The sequence below is a fragment of the Ewingella sp. S1.OA.A_B6 genome (assembly GCF_049889095.1).
Classification (GTDB): Bacteria; Pseudomonadota; Gammaproteobacteria; order Enterobacterales; family Enterobacteriaceae; genus Ewingella.
The window spans coordinates 52,563-67,789 of the sequence record NZ_JBLJFK010000004.1; the positions used below are offsets into that span (position 1 = coordinate 52,563).

9 protein-coding genes are annotated in these 15,227 nt (G+C 52.2%); 3 read left to right on the forward strand and 6 right to left on the reverse strand.

Annotated elements, in window-relative coordinates; genetic code table 11:
• Positions 1 to 2 precede the first annotated feature (2 nt).
• The 6 genes from yacL to pdhR form a co-directional block, all read right to left on the reverse strand.
• The gene (gene yacL, locus ACMV8I_RS11410; protein ID WP_498865341.1) at positions 3 to 368 is read right to left on the reverse strand and encodes a protein YacL; all 366 of its coding nucleotides are present in this window, start codon (positions 366 to 368) and stop codon (positions 3 to 5) included.
• A gap of 85 nt (positions 369 to 453) precedes the next feature.
• The gene (gene acnB / locus ACMV8I_RS11415) at positions 454 to 3,051 is read right to left on the reverse strand and encodes a bifunctional aconitate hydratase 2/2-methylisocitrate dehydratase (RefSeq protein WP_498865342.1); all 2,598 of its coding nucleotides are present in this window, start codon (positions 3,049 to 3,051) and stop codon (positions 454 to 456) included.
• 608 nt (positions 3,052 to 3,659) lie between these two features.
• A complete protein-coding gene (gene lpdA, locus ACMV8I_RS11420; protein WP_498865343.1) occupies positions 3,660 to 5,084 on the reverse strand; it encodes a dihydrolipoyl dehydrogenase in 1,425 nt (474 codons plus the stop codon).
• Between the two features lie 211 nt (positions 5,085 to 5,295).
• Positions 5,296 to 7,194 (reverse strand): pyruvate dehydrogenase complex dihydrolipoyllysine-residue acetyltransferase, encoded by a 1,899-nt coding sequence (gene aceF / locus ACMV8I_RS11425; RefSeq protein ID WP_498865344.1) that lies wholly within the window; start codon positions 7,192 to 7,194, stop codon positions 5,296 to 5,298.
• A gap of 13 nt (positions 7,195 to 7,207) precedes the next feature.
• Positions 7,208 to 9,871 (reverse strand): pyruvate dehydrogenase (acetyl-transferring), homodimeric type, encoded by a 2,664-nt coding sequence (gene aceE / locus ACMV8I_RS11430; protein WP_498865345.1) that lies wholly within the window; start codon positions 9,869 to 9,871, stop codon positions 7,208 to 7,210.
• A gap of 161 nt (positions 9,872 to 10,032) precedes the next feature.
• Positions 10,033 to 10,803, reverse strand: coding sequence for a pyruvate dehydrogenase complex transcriptional repressor PdhR (gene pdhR, locus ACMV8I_RS11435; protein ID WP_188473516.1), 771 nt, complete (start codon positions 10,801 to 10,803; stop codon positions 10,033 to 10,035).
• Between the two features lie 424 nt (positions 10,804 to 11,227).
• Here pdhR and aroP point away from each other — a divergent pair, with 424 nt between their 5' ends.
• The 3 genes from aroP to ACMV8I_RS11450 all read left to right on the forward strand — a co-directional run bounded on the left by aroP (position 11,228) and on the right by ACMV8I_RS11450 (position 15,215).
• Positions 11,228 to 12,598 (forward strand): aromatic amino acid transporter AroP, encoded by a 1,371-nt coding sequence (gene aroP, locus ACMV8I_RS11440; RefSeq protein ID WP_498865346.1) that lies wholly within the window; start codon positions 11,228 to 11,230, stop codon positions 12,596 to 12,598.
• A 213-nt stretch (positions 12,599 to 12,811) separates the two neighbouring features.
• Positions 12,812 to 14,248, forward strand: coding sequence for an MFS transporter (locus ACMV8I_RS11445; protein WP_498865347.1), 1,437 nt, complete (start codon positions 12,812 to 12,814; stop codon positions 14,246 to 14,248).
• Entirely contained in the window at positions 14,241 to 15,215 is a 975-nt protein-coding gene (locus ACMV8I_RS11450; RefSeq protein WP_498865348.1) for a glycoside hydrolase family 43 protein, read from the forward strand. The genes ACMV8I_RS11445 and ACMV8I_RS11450 overlap by 8 nt, the downstream gene beginning before the upstream one ends.
• Positions 15,216 to 15,227 lie beyond the last annotated feature (12 nt).

A 15,227-nucleotide genomic window follows, 5' to 3' on the forward strand; every position in this document is an offset into this window, starting at 1 on the left:
AGTTATTTATAGGTTGTCACGAACGTGCGGTATTTCGCGAGGACTTGCAGAAAGTCCTCAACGCCGCAAAAAGCCAGGCTCTCTTCGTCGTAGTAGCTCATCCCCTCTTCCATTTCGTCACCTTCAAAACCCAGCTGGTTGGCGCGGATCATCACCTCGTCATCACCGAGCAGTAGGCTGTATTCATGACCAACCAGTTCCCACTGACGCTCGCTGCCTTTGACCTCAGCTATTGCCGCCTCCACCTTGTCGAGCACGCTGAAATCGCCCTTCACTTCCTCGTTGATCCAATGACCGACCACTTCATGTCCCATTGAAAAACGTACTTTGACCTCGCCGGTGATGTCGCGCAAAAAGTCGTAGTCCATGGTGAACGCCTCCAAAAGGGTCTGAAAAAAGAAATAAAAAAGGAGGCCGAAGCCTCCTTTCCGTCAGTCGCGCAAATATAACGATTTACACGGCGGTTTGGAAGATCACGCCGTCAGCTTTGTCGGTGTATTCGCTCAGCTTGTCAAAGTTCAGGTAGCGGTAAGTATCCACTGCCGTCTTATCGACCTGCTCCATGTAGCTCAGGTATTCGGCTGGCGTTGGTAAACGGCCCAACAGAGAAGCCACGGCTGCCAGCTCCGCAGAAGCCAGATAGACATTCGCGCCGTTACCCAGACGGTTCGGGAAGTTACGGGTTGAGGTAGAAACCACCGTTGCACCGTCAGCCACGCGCGCCTGGTTACCCATGCACAGGGAACAACCCGGAATTTCAACCCGCGCACCGCTCTTGCCGAAGATGCTGTAGTAACCCTCTTCGGTCAGCTGGGCGGCATCCATTTTGGTCGGTGGCGCAACCCACAAGCGGGTTGGCAACGCGCCTTTATGGCTGTCGAGTAGCTTACCGGCAGCACGGAAGTGGCCGATATTGGTCATACATGAACCGATAAATACTTCATCGATTTTACTGTTCTGCACGGACGAGAGCAGACGAGCATCATCCGGATCGTTTGGCGCACAAAGGATCGGTTCTTTGATGTCAGCCAGATCGATTTCGATCACTGCCGCATACTCTGCGTCAGGATCGGCTTCGAGCAAGCTTGGATTCGCCAGCCACTCTTCCATGCCTTTGATACGGCGCTCGATGGTACGGCGATCACCATAGCCTTCAGAGATCATCCACTTCAGCAGCACGATGTTAGAGGTCAGATACTCTTTGATCGGTGCCTGATCGAGTTTGATGGTGCAACCGGCCGCTGAACGTTCAGCAGAGGCATCCGCCAGTTCAAATGCCTGTTCTACCTTCAGTTCCGGCAGACCTTCAATTTCCAAAATACGGCCAGAGAAGAGGTTTTTCTTACCCTTCTTCTCAACAGTCAGGTGACCCTCTTTGATCGCGTAGTAAGGGATCGCATGTACCAGATCACGCAGGGTAATACCCGGCTGCATTTTGCCTTTGAAGCGTACCAGCACGGATTCTGGCATGTCGAGCGGCATTACGCCGGTCGCGGCTGCAAACGCCACCAGACCAGAACCCGCCGGGAAGGAGATACCAATCGGGAAACGGGTGTGGGAATCACCACCGGTACCGACGGTGTCTGGCAAAAGCATACGGTTCAGCCACGAGTGAATAATACCGTCGCCAGGGCGCAGTGACACACCGCCGCGGTTCATGATGAAGTCCGGCAGCGTATGGTGAGTAGTCACGTCAACCGGCTTCGGATAGGCCGCAGTATGGCAGAATGACTGCATCACCAGATCGGCGGAGAAGCCCAGACAAGCCAGATCTTTCAGCTCATCGCGGGTCATCGGACCGGTGGTGTCCTGAGAACCCACGGACGCCATCTTAGGCTCGCAGTATTCGTTAGGACGAATACCCGCAACGCCACAAGCGCGGCCAACCATTTTCTGCGCCAGCGAGAAACCCTTGTTACTCTTAGCAACGGGCTTAGCAATGCGGAACACTTCGCTCTGAGGCAACTTCAGCGATTCACGGGCTTTGGTGGTTAAACCACGGCCAATGATCAGCGGAATACGGCCACCCGCACGGACTTCATCGAGCAGTACGTCGGTTTTGAGCGCGAAGGTGGTGATCACAGCACCGCTCTCGTGATCGCGGACTTCGCCAAGGTACGGGAAGATGTCGATCACATCGCCCATATTCAGGTCAGAAACGTCCACTTCGATAGGTAATGCACCGGCATCTTCCATTGTGTTGAAGAAAATTGGCGCAATTTTGCTACCCAGAACCACACCACCGCCGCGCTTGTTCGGCACGTAGGGGATGTCGTCTCCCATGAACCACAATACCGAGTTGGTAGCAGATTTACGGGAAGAACCGGTACCGACAACGTCACCAACATAGGCCAGCGGGAAGCCTTTTTTATTCAATTCATCAATTTGTTTGATCGGGCCGACGGTGCCCGTCGCGTCAGGCACAATGCCTTCGCGTTCATTTTTCAACATGGCCAACGCATGCAGAGGAATATCTGGACGGGACCAGGCATCCTGAGCAGGCGACAAATCATCGGTGTTCGTCTCACCGGTCACCTTGAAAACGGTCACGGTGATTTTTTCGGCCAGCGATGGACGGGACAAATACCATTCGGCATCGGCCCAGGATTGTAGAATTTGCTTCGCGTATTCGTTGCCTGCGTGCGCCTTTTCTTCTACATCGTAGAAGTTGTCGAACATCAACAGGGTATGAGACAGCGCTTTCGCTGCGATCGGAGCAAGATGTGGAACCTCCAGTGCGTCGATCAGCGGATGAATATTGTATCCGCCCTGCATGGTGCCCAGCAGTTCAACAGCTTTTTCAGGGGTAACCAGTGGGGAGGTTGTTTTACCTTCGACGACGGCAGCCAGGAATCCGGCTTTTACATAGGCGGCTTCATCAACGCCCGGCGGTACACGATTAATCAGCAGGTCTAACAGCGTGTCTTCTTCGCCTTTTGGCGGGTTCTTCAGGGACTCAACCAACGCTGCCATCTGTGCAGCATCAAGTGGCTTAGGGACGATGCCCTCTGCAGCACGCTCGGCTACGTGCTTACGGTATTCTTCTAGCACGACTTTCTCCTCGCTCTCATTGTCATTTATTATGCCTGGCTTCCATCATCAGACTGACATTACGCCTGTAGGGACAGGGTTTTCAAACGGTCTGATGAGTCGGGACACTGCGGGTATGCTTGTTTCTTTGCCAGCTTTTTCAATGTGCAGCATGGCGCGTCCTGAACCTAAGCACAGTGGCCCTTGCGGCCTTGGCAGCATAGCAGGATTTCACCTGCTTGTTAATTCGTTCACATAAAAGCAACATTAAATCTTTGCTGAATCGTTGAGCACAGACGGATCGGCTACGCGCGGCGATAGAGTCTATTAGATCAGCACAACAGGCATAGGTTAACAAGGGATTAAACGCAGAGTTGACGGGGATGACCCATAAAAAAACGGCGCCTTTTGGCGCCGCTGATAGTAAGAAAACGTTTTATCCCCAAATCATTCTGGTTGCATCACAAAAGGCTTTAGCCTTTTGAACAGCGCTAGCGCTGGCCCGACCAGGGCGAGGCTCTGCCGAGTAACGCGGCAAGCGAGCGAATCCCTGGGAGCTTACATCAGTAAGTGACCGGGGTGAGCAATCGCAGCCAACGCCGAGGCGGCCTGAAGGATGCCGGGTAGAATTATTTCTTCCTGGCTTTCGGGTTTGGCAGGTCGGTAATGCTGCCTTCGTAGATTTCTGCTGCCAGACCCACGGACTCGTGCAGAGTTGGGTGAGCATGGATGGTCAGCGCGATATCTTCGGCATCACAACCCATTTCAATCGCCAGACCAATCTCACCCAACAGCTCGCCGCCGTTAGTACCGACAATCGCACCGCCGATAACACGATGGGTTTCTTTGTCGAAGATCAGTTTGGTCATGCCGTCCGCACAGTCGGAAGCGATAGCACGGCCGGAAGCTGCCCACGGGAAGGTGGCAGTTTCATAGCTGATGCCTTTCTCTTTGGCTTCTTTCTCGGTCAGACCAACCCAGGCAACTTCTGGTTCAGTGTAGGCAATGGATGGAATGACTTTCGGGTCGAAGTAGTGCTTCTTACCTGAAATCACTTCAGCCGCTACGTGGCCTTCATGCACACCTTTGTGTGCCAGCATTGGCTGACCGACGATGTCGCCAATAGCAAAGATATTTTGCACGTTGGTACGCATCTGTTTGTCGACGTGGATGAAACCACGGTCGTCAACTTCCACGCCTGCTGCACCGACTTCCAGCAATTTACCGTTAGGAACACGGCCGATAGCCACCAGCACCGCGTCATAACGCTGTGGTTCAGCCGGCGCTTTTTTGCCTTCCATCGTCACGTAGATGCCATCTTCTTTGGCTTCAACCGCAGTGACTTTGGTTTCCAACATCAGATTGAATTGCTTGCTGATTTTTTTGGTGAAGACTTTCACCACGTCTTTATCAGCCGCAGGAATAACCTGGTCAAACATTTCCACTACATCGATTTTAGAACCGAGCGCATGGTAAACGGTGCCCATTTCCAGACCAATGATACCGCCCCCCATGACCAGCAGACGCTCAGGGACGCTTTTCAGCTCCAGAGCATCGGTTGAGTCCCAAACACGTGGGTCATCATGAGGAATGAATGGCAATTTGATTGGACGGGAACCCGCCGCAATAATGGCATTGTCGAAGTTAATGGTAGTAGCACCATTTTCGCCCTCAACGACCATAGTATTCGCGCCAGTAAATTTGCCCTGACCGGTGACAACTTTTACTTTACGGCCTTTTGCCATACCTGCCAGACCACCGGTCAGCTGGTTGATGACTTTATCTTTCCAGACGCGGACTTTGTCAATATCGGTTTTCGGTTCGCCGAAAATAATACCGTGCTCTTCCAGAGCTTTCGCTTCGGAGATGACTTTTGCCACGTGCAGCAGAGCTTTAGAAGGGATACAGCCGACGTTCAGGCATACGCCACCGAGGGTGGAGTAACGCTCAACCAAAATGGTCTCAAGACCTAAATCAGCGCAACGGAAAGCAGCAGAGTAGCCCGCAGGACCTGCCCCAAGTACCACGACTTGAGTTTTAATTTCAGTACTCATCATGACCTCTTAATTTAGTTCCGGCGGTCTGACGTCATTTTTGTGTCGTAACGCCCATCATCCACCGGGTCGTTCTATCCGCCCGCAGTTTACAAAATTGTTAACAAATTTGAAACAACAAACGGCATACGATTTGTCTTTTGCACCTGACAATCTCAAACAGCATGATGAGATTAGCAGAAAAAAGCCGGCCGTTTGGCCGGCTTTTCGCTTACATCACCAGACGGCGAATGTCTGACAGTACGTTGTTGATGATGGTGATAAAGCGCGCACCGTCGGCACCGTCAATAACACGGTGGTCGAAGGAGAGCGACATTGGCATCATCAGACGCGGTACAAACTCTTTACCGTTCCAGACAGGCTCCATCGCAGACTTAGAGACACCGAGGATAGCCACTTCCGGCGCATTCACGATTGGCGCAAAGTGGGTCGTCCCGATACCCCCCAAGCTGGAGATGGTAAAGCAACCGCCCTGCATTTCACCGGCAGTCAGCTTACCGTCACGCGCCTTCTTGGAGATCGCCATCAGTTCACGAGAAAGTTCAGCGATGCCTTTCTTATTTACGTCTTTGAAGACCGGAACAACCAGACCGTTAGGCGTATCGACCGCCACACCGATGTTGATGTATTTTTTGAGCGTCAGTTTCTGGCCATCTTCGGACAGAGAGCTGTTTAAACGCGGCATCTGCTCAAGCGCCGCTGCTACTGCTTTCATGATGAACACCACCGGGGTGAACTTCACGTCCAGCTTGCGTTTAGCCGCTTCATCATTCTGCTGTTTACGGAAGGCTTCCAACTCGGTGATATCTGTTTTGTCGAAGTGCGTAACGTGCGGGATCATCACCCAGTTACGGCTCAGGTTAGCACCAGAGATTTTCTGGATACGACCCAGTTCAACTTCTTCGATTTCACCAAACTTGCTGAAGTCGACTTTCGGCCAAGGCAACATGCCCGGGATCCCACCGCCAGTGGCAGTTGTCGGAGCAGCTTCAGCACGTTTCACCGCGTCTTTCACGTAAGTTTGCACGTCTTCACGCAGGATGCGGCCTTTACGACCCGTCCCTTTGACTTTCGCCAGATTTACACCGAACTCGCGCGCCAGGCGGCGAATAACCGGAGTCGCATGGACGTAAGCATCATTCTCAGCGAACTCACCTTTGCTTTCTGCTTTAACAGCAGGCGCAGCGGCTTTTTGTTCCTGTTTCGCAGGAGCAGCAGCTTCTTCTTTCTTAGCCGCCGGAGCAGCAGGCGCAGCGCCTTCTACTTCGAAGACCATGATCAGAGAGCCGGTGCTGACTTTGTCGCCCGCAGCGATTTTGATCTCTTTCACTGTACCGGCGAACGGCGCAGGGACTTCCATTGAAGCCTTGTCGCCTTCAACGGTGATCACTGATTGTTCTGCGGTGACTTTGTCGCCCACTTTGACCATGATTTCAGTGACTTCAACTTCGTCGCCGCCAATATCAGGGACATTCACTTCTTTGCTACCGGTCTGAGCCGGTGCTGCTTCTGACTTGGTTTCTTCTTTTGCGGGTGCGGCAGAGCCGGAACCCGCAACGTCAAAGACCATAATCAAAGAACCGGTGCTGATTTTGTCGCCCGCAACAATTTTGATCTCTTTGACTGTTCCCGCAAACGGCGCAGGAACTTCCATTGAGGCTTTGTCGCCTTCAACGGTGATCAAGGACTGTTCAGCTTCAACTTTGTCGCCAACTTTCACCATAATCTCGGTAACTTCGACTTCGTCACCGCCGATATCTGGCACGTTCACTTCTTTACTTTCGCTGGAAGCAGCAGCAGCTTTCTCTTCAACAACAGCTTCTGCTTTCGGTGCTGCCTTCTCTTCAGCTTTGGCAGGTGCTGCATCCGCAGCACCGTCAGCGGCTTCGAAGATCATGATCAGTTTGCCGGTTTCGACGGTATCGCCGACTGCAATTTTGATCTCTTTCACCACGCCAGCTTGTGGAGAAGGCACTTCCATAGAAGCTTTATCGCCTTCAACGGTGATCAGCGACTGTTCAACTTCAACTTTATCGCCCACCTTCACCATAATTTCGGTGATTTCCACTGCATCTGCACCGATATCCGGTACGTTAATTTCAATAGCCATCTGTCTTTACCTCTTATGCCAGACGCGGGTTAACTTTGTCAGAATCGATGCCGAACTTGGTAATGGCTTCAGCCACAACCTTCACATCGATTTCGCCACGTTTGGCCAGTTCGCCCAGCGCCGCAACCACAACGTAGGAAGCGTCGATTTCGAAGTGGTGACGCAGGTTTTCACGGCTGTCAGAACGACCGAAGCCGTCGGTGCCCAGTACGCGGAAATCGCTGGCAGGAACGAAGCTACGGATCTGCTCGGCGAACAGTTTCATATAGTCGGTTGAAGCCACGACCGGTGCATCGTTCATCACCTGAGCCACGTAAGGTACGCGTGGAGTTTCAGTCGGGTGCAGCATGTTCCAACGCTCACAGTCCTGACCGTCACGGGCCAGTTCAGTAAACGAGGTTACGCTATAAACGTCAGAACCTACGCCGTAGTCTTTGGCAAGGATCTGAGCAGCATCACGTACGTGACGCAGAATTGAACCGGAGCTCATCAACTGCACTTTACCTTTGCTACCTTCTAGGGTTTCTAGCTTGTAGATACCTTTACGGATGCCTTCTTCCGCACCTTCCGGCATGGCTGGCATGTGGTAGTTTTCGTTCAGCGTAGTGATGTAGTAATAGATATTTTCCTGCGCGTCACCGTACATACGAACCAGACCGTCATGCATGATGACCGCCACTTCGTAAGCATAAGCTGGATCGTAAGAAATACAGTTAGGGATGGTCAGCGACTGAATGTGGCTGTGACCATCTTCGTGCTGCAAACCTTCACCGTTTAGCGTTGTACGACCGGAAGTACCACCGACCAGGAAACCGCGAGCCTGTTGGTCACCCGCAGCCCAGCACAGGTCGCCGATACGCTGGAAACCGAACATGGAGTAGTAGATGTAGAAAGGGATCATCGGCAGATCGTTGGTGCTGTAGGAAGTCGCTGCGGCCAGCCAGGAAGAAGCGGCGCCCAGTTCGTTGATACCTTCCTGCAGGATCTGGCCTTTCTCGTCTTCTTTATAGTAAGCAACCTGCTCACGGTCTTGCGGAGTATATTGCTGACCGTTCGGGCTGTAGATACCAATCTGACGGAACAGACCTTCCATACCGAAAGTACGTGCTTCATCAGCGACGATCGGCACCAGACGGTCTTTGATGGAGTCGTTTTTGAGCATTACGTTCAGGGCACGGACGAAGGCAATAGTCGTGGAGATCTCTTTCTTCTGCTCTTCCAGCAGTTGAGAGAAGTCTTCAAGCTTCGGCATTTCCAGCTTCTGGGTGAATTTCGGCAGGCGGGTTGGCAGGTAGCCTTTCAGCGCAGCACGACGCTCATGCAGGTATTTGTACTCTGCGGACTCTTTTTCCAGAGTGATGTACGGCAGTTTTTCCAGATTTTCATCGGCAACTGGCACGCTGAAACGATCACGGATATAGCGTACGCCATCCATGTTCATTTTTTTCACCTGGTGAGCAATGTTCTTGCCTTCAGCCGTTTCACCCATGCCATAACCTTTGATGGTATGCGCAAGGATAACGGTCGGCTGACCTTTGGTATTCTGTGCTTTGTCCAGTGCAGCAAACACTTTCTTCGGATCGTGACCACCACGGTTCAGCGACCAAATTTGCTCGTCGGTCATATCTTTGACCAGCGCTGCGGTTTCCGGGTAGCGGCCAAAGAAGTGCTCGCGCACATATTTGCCGTCGCGGGACTTGAAGGTCTGATAATCGCCGTCAACGGTTTCGTTCATCAGTTGGATCAGTTTGCCGCTGGTGTCTTTACGCAGCAGTTCGTCCCAACGGTTGCCCCAAATCACTTTGATCACGTTCCAGCCGGCGCCTGCAAAAATGCCTTCCAGTTCGTTGATGATTTTGCCATTACCGGTAACCGGGCCATCAAGGCGTTGCAGGTTACAGTTAATGATAAAGCACAGGTTGTCCAGCTTCTCACGGGTCGCGATAGTGATCGCACCTTTGGATTCTGGCTCATCCATCTCGCCGTCACCCAGGAAGGCGTAAACGCGCTGCTCGTTGGTCTCTTTCAGACCACGGTGTTCGAGGTATTTCAGGAACTTAGCCTGATAAATCGCACCAATTGGACCCAACCCCATAGAAACGGTCGGGAACTGCCAGAATTCAGGCATCAGTTTAGGGTGCGGGTAAGATGAAAGACCTTTACCGTGAACTTCCTGGCGGAAATTGTTCATCTGGTCTTCGGTCAGGCGGCCTTCAAGGAAAGCACGCGCGTACACGCCAGGAGAGATGTGGCCCTGGAAGTACACCAGATCGCCGCCATCTTTGTCATTGCGTGCACGGAAGAAGTGGTTGAAGCACACTTCGTAAATAGCCGCTGAAGACTGGAAGGATGACATGTGGCCGCCCAGATCCAGGTCTTTCTTGGAGGCACGCAGAACGGTCATGATCGCGTTCCAGCGGATAGCAGTCCGGATGTTGCGTTCCAACTCCAGGTTGCCCGGATATTCCGGTTCGTCTTCAACAGCGATGGTGTTGATATAGTTACGGCTGGCAGCGCCAGCTGCGACACTTACGCCGCCTTTACGTGCTTCACTCAGTACCTGGTCAATCAGGAACTGTGCGCGCTCAACACCTTCTTCACGGATGACCGATTCGATCGCTTGTAGCCAGTCGCGAGTTTCGATCGGATCCACGTCATTATTTACACGTTCTGACATGGTACTTTTCCTTATCTGTATCTAATACGTAGGTTTATCTGGAGCCTGTCTTCCTGCGCTCTGGTGCAGGGTCTTCATGCCACAAAAGCGCACGAAGGCAGGCCCGTCAGTTTAGTTGTCGCAGTTCTAGAAATTAGAACCTCAACTTCGGTCCTGGTGGACTAATTTTCTTCCTTGCGTTGCTGGAGACGACGTAATGACCGGTCGCGACGACTGCGCTCACGGCTAACATCCAGCATAACTTCTTCTATAAACGCCAGGTGACGGTGGGATGCTTCACGCGCTTTTTCTGGTTCGCGTGCCACAATCGCCTCGAATATCCCGGCGCGATGCTTGCTCACTACCGCCAGCATTTCCCGGCGTGAATAAAGCAATTCAAAATTCTGTCGGACATTTTTCTCTAACATCGGCCCCATACAGCGGAGCAGATGCAGCAGCACCACATTATGCGCGGCTTCTGTTACAGCCACCTGATATTGCATAACAGCATCTGCTTCAGCGTCCAAATCCCCACTTTCCTGCGCAACCTGAATCAGTAAGTGGCAATCGCGGATACGTTGTAAATCATCATCGGTTCCCCTGAGCGCGGCATAATAGGCACCAATGCCCTCAAGAGCGTGACGTGTTTCAAGGAGATCAAACTGCGATTCGGGATGGTCGGCGAGTAACTCAGCCAGCGGATCACTCACGCTTTGCCAGAGATTGCTCTGCACAAATGTGCCCCCCCCCTGGCGGCGAAGGAGCAGGCCTTTGCCCTCAAGACTTTGGATTGCTTCTCTCAAAGAGGGACGCGAAACGTCAAACTGTTTCGCCAGTTCACGCTCGGGCGGCAATTTCTCGCCCGGACGGAGGGTCCCTTCAAGGATCAGGAACTCCAACTGCTGCTCGATCACATCGGATAACTTAGGCTGTCGAATTTTGCTGTAAGCCATGTGAGCTGTTCTCTGCGAGTAGCGTACCTGTGAGTGCGCGGAGTAAATTGGTAATACCAATTTAAAAACGTGGCAGTAAAGTAACAAAGTATTCACCTTGTGTCCATATGCCCCCCCAGGAATTGAGCAATCCCCGCACATTTTAACAAATATTTATCATTCCAAATTTTTTCCCAGCCTTAGATCACAATTTTCGGATATAGCACAATTTTTCGCCTCTTTTGATTATTCGTTATTCAGTTGCGCATAAAGCAGGTGCAAACTTGCCCGCATATCACTATTCTTTCGACAGCGGTAGCTCATGTCGTTTTTTTGTCGCATGGAAGCCGTAAATAAATAGATACAAAAACTGTAACCATTGCCTTACAACTTGCTTAACTTGCAGATTTGTATGGGGTTTACCCAAACGACAGAGGATCCGTAAATGGATGACAAACAACATGGCGATGAGCTGAAGCGCGGACTCAAAAACCGTCATATTCAGCTGATTGCGCTGGGCGGGGCCGTCGGAACAGGCCTGTTTCTGGGAAGTGCCTCCGTTATCCAGTCCGCAGGGCCGGGGATTATTCTCGGATACGCTATCGCTGGCTTTATCGCATTTTTAATTATGCGCCAGTTGGGTGAGATGGTTGTTGCAGAGCCGGTTGCAGGCTCCTTTAGCCATTTTGCGTATAAGTACTGGGGTGGATTTGCCGGTTTTGCTTCTGGCTGGAACTACTGGGTTCTGTACGTACTGGTCGCGATGGCAGAACTGACTGCCGTCGGTAAATATATTCAGTTCTGGTATCCAGAAATCCCAACCTGGGCTTCTGCGGCTGTCTTCTTCGTACTGATCAACGCCATCAACCTGACCAACGTTAAAGTGTTTGGCGAAATGGAGTTCTGGTTTGCGATCATCAAAGTTGTCGCCGTCGTGGCGATGATTCTGTTCGGCGGCTGGCTGCTGTTCAGCGATACCGCCGGTCCGCAAGCCACAGTACGCAATCTCTGGGAGCAAGGGGGCTTCCTGCCGCACGGGATGACCGGACTGGTGATGATGATGGCTATCATCATGTTCTCCTTTGGTGGTCTTGAACTGGTCGGTATTACTGCCGCAGAAGCGGATAACCCAGAAGTCAGCATTCCTAAAGCGACTAATCAGGTTATCTACCGCATCCTGATTTTCTACGTGGGCTCGCTGGCAGTATTATTGTCACTGATGCCATGGACACGCGTTGGCGCAGATACCAGTCCATTTGTTCTTATCTTCCATGAGTTGGGCGATGCACTGGTGGCTAACGCTCTCAATGTGGTGATCCTGACGGCGGCGCTGTCGGTTTATAACAGCTGTGTTTACTGTAATAGCCGCATGCTGTTTGGCCTTGCTCAGCAAGGGAATGCGCCTAAAGCATTGATGAAAGTCGACAAGCGTGGCGTTCCGGTGACTTCTATTCTGGTTTCCGCTGCTACCACCGCACTGTGTGTACTGATTAACTACCTAATGCCAAGTGAAGCCTTTGGCCTGCTGATGGCACTGGTGGTTTCTGCACTGGTCATCAACTGGGCAATGATCAGCCTTGCGCACATTAAATTTCGCCAGGCCATGCGTCGTGCAGGTGTGGAAACCAAGTTCAAAGCACTGCTGTATCCGCTGGGTAACTATATCTGCCTGCTGTTTATGGCGGGGGTTCTGGTGATTATGGCGATCACGCCGGGCATGGCGATCTCCGTGTGGTTGATCCCAGTCTGGCTGGTGATCCTCGGCCTCGGTTACTGGATTAAAAATCAGCAAAGCGGCAAATCCGTTAACGCTTAAGGATTTATTACTCGTTGTTTAAAGACGCCCCGGTGAAGCTAATGCTTACCGGGGCGCTTTGTTATTTGCGTCACACTTTGGCCTGCATGACTAAATCGTCCATCTTCACGACTCTTACTTCCTGACCCCCCGGCCACGACTCAGCCAATACTCATTCCCATCGAACAGTTTTTTAACAATTATCTTTTTAATAAATAGCCGGAGAGAATGTTCATGAAGGAAGGCACGCTGTCATTTAAAGAGAAGGTTGCCTATGGAATGGGGGATGCGGGCTGCAACATGATTGGCGGCGCCATTATGTTGTTCCTCAACTATTTTTATACCGATGTTTTCGGGTTGGCACCGGCGCTGGTCGGCGTATTGCTGCTGTCAGTGCGGGTCATTGATGCCGTCACCGACCCGATAATGGGTGCGATTGCCGACAGAACTACCACTCGCTGGGGCCGCTTCCGCCCATATCTGTTGTGGATCTGTGTGCCTTACGTGCTGTTCAGCGTGCTGATGTTTACCACACCGGACTGGAGTTATAACAGCAAGGTTATCTATGCGTTCGTCACCTACTTCCTGATGTCACTGACCTACACTGCGATCAACATTCCTTACTGTTCACTGGGCGGCGTGATCACCGCTGACCCACATGAGCGCGTTGCCTGCCAGTCCTATCGATTTTTCATGGTCGGTATCGCTACACTTATTCTCTCTTCAACGTTGTTACCGATGGCTGACTGGTTCGGCGGCGCCGATAAAGCCAAAGGCTATCAGATGTCGATGGGCGTAATGGCCATCATTGCGCTGTTCATGTTCATTTTCTGTTTCAGCTTCGTGAAAGAGCGCATTCAGCCAGCTGTGCCGTCCAAGCATGCGCTGAAATCTGACCTCAAAGACGTGTGGAAAAACGATCAGTGGGTTCGTATTCTGCTGCTGACATTCTGCAACGTTTGCCCCGGCTTCATTCGTATGGCCGCCACCATGTATTACGTCACCTGGGTAATGGAGCAATCGACCTCATTCGCCAGTATGTTTATTAGCCTTGGCGTTGTCGGGATGATGATTGGCAGCACATTGGCTAAACCGCTGACAGATAAGTTCTGCAAACTGAAAGTGTTCTTCTGGGCCAACATCATCTTGACCATTTTCTCCTGCGGCTTCTATTTCCTCGACCCGCACGCCACGACGCTGATTCTGGTCGCATACTTCGTCCTGAACATCATGCATCAGCTTCCTTCTCCGCTGCACTGGTCACTAATGGCCGACGTGGATGACTACGGCGAATGGAAAACCGGCAAACGTATCACCGGCATCAGCTTCTCCGGTAACCTGTTCTTCCTGAAATGCGGTCTGGCCGTGGCCGGGGCGATGGTGGGCTTCCTGCTCTCCGGTTATGGCTACGACGCAGGCGCTGCACGCCAGAGCGATCACGCCATCAACGGCATCATATTGTTATTCACCGTGATCCCGGGCGTGGGTTATCTGATCACCGCTGGCGTGGTGCGTTTACTGAAAGTTGACCGCGAAATGATGCGCACGATCCAGTCAGATCTTGAAATCCGCCGCCGCAATTACCGCGAGCTGAATGAATATCACGACACGAAAAATGCGCCGGACGCAGGTTCCGTCCCGCTTCACAGCAAGGAGCTGAAACATGAGTAATTACCCTAATCCGCTGATCGAGCAACGCGCCGACCCGCATATCTGGCTTCACAGCGATGGACATTACTACTTTATCGCCTCGGTGCCGGAATATGACCGGCTGGAGATTCGCCGGTCAAAAACGCTGACCGGCCTGGCCGACGCACCGGCCAAAACCATCTGGCACAAACCCGATACCGGCCCGATGAGCGCGCTGATCTGGGCACCGGAGCTGCATTTCATTGACGGGAAATGGGTCATTTACTACGCCGCCGCGCCATCGCAGGAGATAAAGGACGGATTATTCCAGCACCGCATGTATGCGCTGGTGTGTGAAGAAGCGGATCCGCTGGCAGGAAAATGGGTGGAAAGAGGCCGGATCCAAACGCCGGTCGACAGCTTCTCCCTCGATGCCACACATTTTGAGCATCAGGGAAAAAGCTATTACCTGTGGGCGCAGAAAGACCCCGCGATCCGCGGCAACTCTAATCTGTATATTGCCGAAATGGAAAATCCGTGGACGCTGAAATCGCCACCGGTGATGCTCAGCAAACCCGAACTAGACTGGGAAATCATCGGCTTCTGGGTGAACGAAGGTCCGGCGGTGATCACTCACGGCGATAAGATTTTCGTTACCTATTCCGCCAGCGCCACCGATGAAAATTATTGTATCGGTTTGCTCACGGCAGAGTTCAACAGCAACCTGCTGGATGCCTCTTCGTGGCACAAATCTCCGCATCCGGTGTTCACCACTCACGCGCAGAACAAACAGTTTGGCCCCGGCCACAACAGCTTTACCCGTAATGAACAAGGTGACGATGTGCTGGTTTACCACGCGCGTAATTACACCGAGATTGAAGGCGATCCGCTGTACGACCCGAACCGCCACACCCGTATCAAAACCATTCGTTGGGATGAACATGGATTGCCTGACTTTGGCGAACCCGCTGCCGACAACCGCCCACTGACCTTGCAGAAGCCGGTATAACGCTTCAATAAA

Excerpts from the sequence above, each read along its gene's own strand:
- yacL (WP_498865341.1), bottom strand. The coding sequence starts at position 368 with ATGGACTACGACTTTTTGCGCGACATCACCGGCGAGGTCAAAGTACGT.
- lpdA (WP_498865343.1), bottom strand. The coding sequence starts at position 5,084 with ATGAGTACTGAAATTAAAACTCAAGTCGTGGTACTTGGGGCAGGTCCT.
- aceF (WP_498865344.1), bottom strand. The coding sequence starts at position 7,194 with ATGGCTATTGAAATTAACGTACCGGATATCGGTGCAGATGCAGTGGAA.
- aceE (WP_498865345.1), bottom strand. The coding sequence starts at position 9,871 with ATGTCAGAACGTGTAAATAATGACGTGGATCCGATCGAAACTCGCGAC.
- pdhR (WP_188473516.1), bottom strand. The coding sequence starts at position 10,803 with ATGGCTTACAGCAAAATTCGACAGCCTAAGTTATCCGATGTGATCGAG.
- aroP (WP_498865346.1), top strand. The coding sequence starts at position 11,228 with ATGGATGACAAACAACATGGCGATGAGCTGAAGCGCGGACTCAAAAAC.
- ACMV8I_RS11445 (WP_498865347.1), top strand. The coding sequence starts at position 12,812 with ATGAAGGAAGGCACGCTGTCATTTAAAGAGAAGGTTGCCTATGGAATG.
- ACMV8I_RS11450 (WP_498865348.1), top strand. The coding sequence starts at position 14,241 with ATGAGTAATTACCCTAATCCGCTGATCGAGCAACGCGCCGACCCGCAT.